The organism is Actinoplanes sp. NPDC048791 (assembly GCF_040650095.1).
GTDB lineage: Bacteria > Actinomycetota > Actinomycetes > Mycobacteriales > Micromonosporaceae > Actinoplanes.
In genome coordinates, this window is sequence record NZ_JBEZGQ010000615.1 from 1 (window position 1) to 5165 (window position 5165).

Below are 5165 nucleotides of genomic sequence, written 5' to 3' on the forward strand. Positions count from 1 at the left end.
GCGGTCGCCCAGGGGGCGGGCGTCGGCCAGGGGACCCTCTTCCGGCACTTCCCGACCCGGGCCGACCTGCTCGCGGAGGTCTACCGCGCCGACGTCGACGACCTGGTCGCCACCGCGGCCACCCTGCTGGAGCGGCACGACCCGCTGACCGCCCTGCGGGCCTGGTTCGACCGGGTCGCGGAGTACGCCCAGGTCAAGCGCGGGGTGTTCGCGGCGCTGGAGGTCGCGACCTCGGAGGACCTGTCAGCGCACAGCCTGGGCCCGATCGGCGACGCCGTCACGCTGCTGCTCGACGCCGGCCGGGCGGCCGGCGAGATCCGGCCCGACGTCGACGCCCGCGACGTGATCATCCTGATCGGCTACCTGTCCCGCCTCGACGCGGCGGAGTTCGACGCCCGGGCCCGGCACCTGCTCGGCATCGTGCTCGACGGCCTGCGCGCCCGCAGCTGAGGGACGTAGTTGCGCTGCGCTCAGCTGGTCAGGGTGTCAGGGGCGGGCCGCGCCGCCTGCTCGCCGGCCGTCCAGGAGGCCAGCAGGTCGAGGGCGTGAGCCGTCGGTGAGGCCGGCTCGGCGGCGTAGAGCGTAAGGGTGAGCCCCGGCTCGGAGATCATGTCGACGCTCTCGTAGGCGAGCTCCAGACCGCCGACCTCACGGTGCCGGAAGTGTTTGGTGCCGGCCCCGTGATAGCGCACGTCGTGGGCGCTCCACCGCCGGCGGAAGCTCTCGCTGCGGGTGGAGAGCTCGCCGACGAGGTCGTGCAGGGCCTTGTCGTGCGGGTCCCGCCCGGCCTCGGTGTGCAGGATGGCGACGCAGGTGTCGGCGGCACCGTCCCAGTCCGGATAGAAGTGGTGGGAGTCGTCGTCGAGGAACGTGTAGCGCGCGAAGTTCGGCGGCCCCCCGCCCGGCGTCCGCTCAAAGAGCGCGGCGTGCATGGCCCGGCCCAGCTGGTTGGTGGCGAGCAGATCCATCCGGCCGTTGCGCACGATCGCCGGCGCGGTGAACTTGTCGAGAACCCACTGCAGGCTGGGCGGCGGCGTCCACTGTCGCGCCGGGCGGCGGCGGGGACGCATCCCGGCGCTGGTGCCGTCGGCGGCGTGCGCGAGGTGGAACAGGTGGGCGCGTTCGGCGTCGTCGAGCTGCAGCGCCCGGGCCAGCGCGTTGAGGACCGAGGCCGACACCCCGGCGATCGCGCCGCGTTCGAGCTTCGCGTAGTACTCGACGCTGACCCCGGCCAGCAGGGCGACCTCGCTGCGGCGCAGCCCGGGCACGCGCCGGGTGCCGACGTCCGGCAACCCGGCCTGCCGCGTCGTGATCCTGGCCCGTCGCGAGAGCAGGAACTCGCGGACCTCGGCGCGGTTGTCCATACCGACCACGCTACGACGGCCGGTGGCCGGCTGGGATGCCCTGCCGGTACACCCCTCGGTCGGGTCAGTAGCGGAAGCGGGACACCAGGGTCTGCAGCTGACCGGCCGTCGTGGCGAGCTCACCGGCGGCGTGCCGGGTCGCCGAGACGGTGTCCGTGGTACGCCGGGTCGCGTCGGACATCCCGGTGATCGTCACCGCGATGTTGCTGGCGCCGGTCGCCGCGTCCGACAGCGTGCGGTTCATCTCCTGCGTGGTCGCGGTCTGCTCCTCGACGGCCGAGGCGATGGTCAGCTGGATGCCGTTGATCCGTTCGATGATCGCCGAGATCTCGCCGATCGCGGTGACCGCGCCGTCGGTGTCGGTCTGGATCGTGCGGACCCGCTGGGAGATGTCCTCGGTGGCCTTGGCGGTCTCCTGGGCCAGGTCCTTGACCTCCCCGGCCACGACGGCGAAGCCCTTGCCCAGCTCACCGGCGCGGGCTGCCTCGATGGTGGCGTTCAGGGCGAGCAGGTTGGTCTGCTCGGCGATCGAGGTGATCACCTTGATCACGGTGGCGATCTCGGCCGAGGACTCCCCCAGCCGGGCGACGATCGCGTTGGTGGCGGTGGCGACCTCGACGGCCTGCGCCGCCACCTCGGACGCCTCCGTGGTCGAGACGCTGATGTCGCGGATCGAGGAGCCCATCTCCTGCGAGCCCGAGGACACCACCTGCAGGTTGTTCGACACCACATCGGCGGCCGAGGCGACCGAGCCGGCCTGGGCGGCCGCGTCGGCGGCGGCTGCGTCGACCGTGCCGGACACGGTGGTGAGCTGCTGAGCCGCCTCGTTCAGGGTGCCGGCGTTGCCGGCCAGCTGTACGACGTCCGCCCGCAAGCGGCTGATCGCCCGGTCCAGGGAGGCGGCCATCCGGCCGACCTCGTCCTTGCCGTCGACCCCCGACTCCCGGGTGAGATCACCGTCGGCGAGCCCGTCGGCGAGCCGCGAGACCCCGTCCATGGCGCGGCGCAGCCGGTTGCCCACCCGGATCGCCAGCAGAATGCTCAGCAGGAGGCCGACCCCGAGCACGACCGCGATCGCCGTCACCGCCTGGCGGGCCTCGGCCGCCGAGTTCTCGATGTTGGCGGCCGACATGGCCTTCGCCCGGTTCTCCAGCGCCACCTGGTCGTCACCCAGCGCCTTGTAGAGGGCGTCGTACTGCTTGACGGCCTCCGCCAGCTGCGCGGGGGTCAACGGCGCGGGCGGTGTCGACGACGACGAGGCGCCGCCACCGTTGAAGGCCAGATAGGCCTCCCAGTCCTGCTTGGCCTTGGCGACGACCTGCGCGCCCCCGTCCTCCTGGGACAGGTTCGCGCCGAGCACGGTCAGCGCGTCGGCGATGGCCTGCTTGTTGGCGGTCAACGCCTCGTTGATGCGGCCCGCGAGGCTCGGGTAGAGCTGCAGCGAGGACGTGTTGCCGCTGAACGCCTCGATGTTCTTGCCGTAGGACCCGGCGGCGGCCTGGACCGCCAGGGTCTGACGCTGCGCGGCGGCGGCCTCGTTGTTCAGGTCCCGCACCATGTTGATCGCCACTGCTCCGACGATGAGGCCGCTGACGGCCGCCGTCAGGACCACAGCCCCGATCTTGGTACGCAGTGAACCGTTGTCGAACGCTCCACCGAGCTTCATGACCGTGCCTTTCCCGAACGCCTGGGGTCACTCACAACGTACGAGCGAAATCGGCGTGACGAGGCGTTTCCCGGATCTGCGAACAGGGCCGGGAAACGGTGGTAGATACAGGTAAAGGTCAGCCGCGCAACAGCTCGGCGAGCACCGTCAGGTGGCTGAGACCGACGTCCTTGGTGGCGGTGAGCAGGGTGAGCGTTCCCGCCCCGGACAGCTCTCGGAGCCGGCCGAGCGCCGCGGCGGGCTCCGGATCGGCGAGCTCGACGAGGTAGCGGTCCCGGAACTCGTCGAAGAGCTCCGGCCGGTGGCCGTACCAGTGGCGCAGCGCCGTGGTGGGAGCCACGTCCTTGAGCCACTCATCGAGCCGGGCCGCGTCCCGGGTGAGCCCGCGCGGCCAGAGGCGGTCGACCAGGACCCGCCGGCCGTCCTCGGGTGCCGGTGCCTCGTACACCCGGCGAAGTCTCAGCTCAGCATTCATGACGCGCCTCCTCGGGGCGGGACGGGATCGCACCGCGTGTGCGACGGCTGCCCCGGGGGGCTCGGCGACGCTGATCCTCGCAGTACCGGACCACCACGTCGGAGGAGCAGTGATGACCAGCCTGTCGACCGTCCTCAAGGAGAGCTGGGGCCTGGTCGAGGACCGTCAGGACCGGGTGGCCCAGCACTTCTACGCCCGGCTGTTCCTGTCCGACCCGCAGCTGCGTGACCTCTTCCCGGTGCAGATGGACGTCCAGCGCGGCCGGCTGCTGGGCGCGATCGTCTCCGCCGTGCAGAACTTCGACAGTCCGGAGGACATCGACGGCTACCTGCGCTCGCTGGGCCGCGACCACCGCAAGTTCCATGTCACTCCCGAGCACTACAGCCAGGTCAAAGTCGCGCTGATCGACGCCATCCGGGCCTACGCCGGTGAAGGGTGGAACGCCGTCTACGAGCAGGCCTGGAACGACGTCTACGACCATATCGCCGCGAAGATGATCGCCGGTGCGGCCGAGGACACGGAACCGCCGTACCGGCATGCCGAGGTCCTGCACCACGAGCGGCGCGGCGCCGACATCGCCGTGTTCACCTGCCGGCCGCTGCAACCGCTGAAGTTCCGCGCCGGCCAGTACGTCAGCATCGAGTGCGGCTACCAGCCCCGGTTGTGGCGGACGTACTCGATCGCCAACGCGCCCCGTGAGGACGGCACCCTGGAGTTCCACGTCCGTGCGGCCGGCGGCGGCTGGGTGTCCAGCGCCCTGGTACGCCGGCTCAAGGCCGGGGACATGCTGCGCATCGCCGCCCCCATGGGCTCGATGACCCTCGACCCGCAGTCGCGCCGCGACATCGTCTTCGTCACCGGGGGCACCGGCCTCGCCCCGGTCAAGGCGCTCCTGGACGAGCTGACCCGCTACAACCGCACCCGGTTCATCCACCTGTTCCGCGGCGAGCGGCAGGACGACGACTTCTACGACCGCCGGCACCTCGACGAGATCGCCGAGAGCTGTCCCTGGCTCACGATCGTCCGCGCGGTCAGCGACGAGCAGGGCTACCCGGGTGAGCGCGGCGCCATCCCGGACGTCGTCTCCCGGCACGGGCCGTGGCGGGACCACGACTTCTACGTCGCCGGCTCGGGCGCCATGGTCAACGCCACCCTGCGCCGGCTCACCGAGATGCGGATCCCGTCCACCCGGATCAAGTACGACGCCTTCACCGACGCCTGACGCCGGGTCACGCGGGACCGGGCAGCGGCTCCTGCGGCCAGTTGAGGACCTTCGCCCCGAGCACCGCCGCCTGCAGCGTGAAGCGGTGTGCGGGGTCGCCCGGGTCGTAGCCGGTCAGCGTCTTGACCCGGGCCAGGCGGTAGGTGACCGTACGGACCGACACGTGCAGCCGCTTGGCCGACTCGGTGGCCACCGCGCCCGTCTCGAAGTAGGCGTGCAGGGTTTCGAGCAGCGGACCGGCCCCGCCCCGGGCCGCGGTGAGCGGGCTCAGGACGGCCTGCACCAGGTCCACGATGGCCGGTTGGTCGCGCAGCAGGACCCGGTACACGAGCAGATCGTGGGCGTTGATGACCGGGGTGTCGGTGTGCAGCCGGCCGGCCATGGTGAGCGCTTCGCGGGCCTCCTCATAGGAGCGGGCGATGCCGTACAGGCCGGGGT

6 protein-coding genes are annotated in these 5165 nt (G+C 71.6%); 2 read left to right on the plus strand and 4 right to left on the minus strand.

Annotated features, from left to right (window positions below; translation table 11 throughout):
* Window positions 1-450 (plus strand): TetR family transcriptional regulator (locus AB0C29_RS32670; RefSeq protein WP_360828396.1); only part of this gene is annotated, 450 nt, incomplete at its 5' end.
* Window positions 451-470: 20 nt separating this feature from the next.
* On the opposite strand, the gene AB0C29_RS32675 is transcribed toward AB0C29_RS32670, so the two are convergent.
* The 3 genes from AB0C29_RS32675 to AB0C29_RS32685 all read right to left on the minus strand — a co-directional run bounded on the left by AB0C29_RS32675 (window position 471) and on the right by AB0C29_RS32685 (window position 3505).
* The gene (locus AB0C29_RS32675) at window positions 471-1364 is read right to left on the minus strand and encodes a helix-turn-helix transcriptional regulator (RefSeq protein ID WP_360828399.1); all 894 of its coding nucleotides are present in this window, start codon (window positions 1362-1364) and stop codon (window positions 471-473) included.
* Between the two features lie 64 nt (window positions 1365-1428).
* Complete coding sequence (locus AB0C29_RS32680) at window positions 1429-3030, minus strand: methyl-accepting chemotaxis protein (protein ID WP_360828402.1); 1602 nt, start codon at window positions 3028-3030, stop codon at window positions 1429-1431.
* 118 nt (window positions 3031-3148) lie between these two features.
* On the minus strand, window positions 3149-3505 hold the full coding sequence (locus tag AB0C29_RS32685; RefSeq protein WP_360828405.1) for a DUF488 family protein: 357 nt from the start codon (window positions 3503-3505) through the stop codon (window positions 3149-3151).
* 112 nt (window positions 3506-3617) lie between these two features.
* Here AB0C29_RS32685 and AB0C29_RS32690 point away from each other — a divergent pair, with 112 nt between their 5' ends.
* The gene (locus tag AB0C29_RS32690; protein ID WP_360828409.1) at window positions 3618-4727 is read left to right on the plus strand and encodes a globin domain-containing protein; all 1110 of its coding nucleotides are present in this window, start codon (window positions 3618-3620) and stop codon (window positions 4725-4727) included.
* Between the two features lie 7 nt (window positions 4728-4734).
* Here AB0C29_RS32690 and AB0C29_RS32695 read toward each other — a convergent pair.
* Window positions 4735-5165: helix-turn-helix domain-containing protein (locus AB0C29_RS32695; RefSeq protein WP_360828412.1), on the minus strand; the 431-nt coding region annotated here is incomplete at its 5' end.

What these genes read in the sequence shown, in the direction of transcription:
- AB0C29_RS32675 (WP_360828399.1), bottom strand. Translation starts at nt 1,364, where the DNA reads ATGGACAACCGCGCCGAGGTCCGCGAGTTCCTGCTCTCGCGACGGGCC.
- AB0C29_RS32680 (WP_360828402.1), bottom strand. Translation starts at nt 3,030, where the DNA reads ATGAAGCTCGGTGGAGCGTTCGACAACGGTTCACTGCGTACCAAGATC.
- AB0C29_RS32685 (WP_360828405.1), bottom strand. Translation starts at nt 3,505, where the DNA reads ATGAATGCTGAGCTGAGACTTCGCCGGGTGTACGAGGCACCGGCACCC.
- AB0C29_RS32690 (WP_360828409.1), top strand. Translation starts at nt 3,618, where the DNA reads ATGACCAGCCTGTCGACCGTCCTCAAGGAGAGCTGGGGCCTGGTCGAG.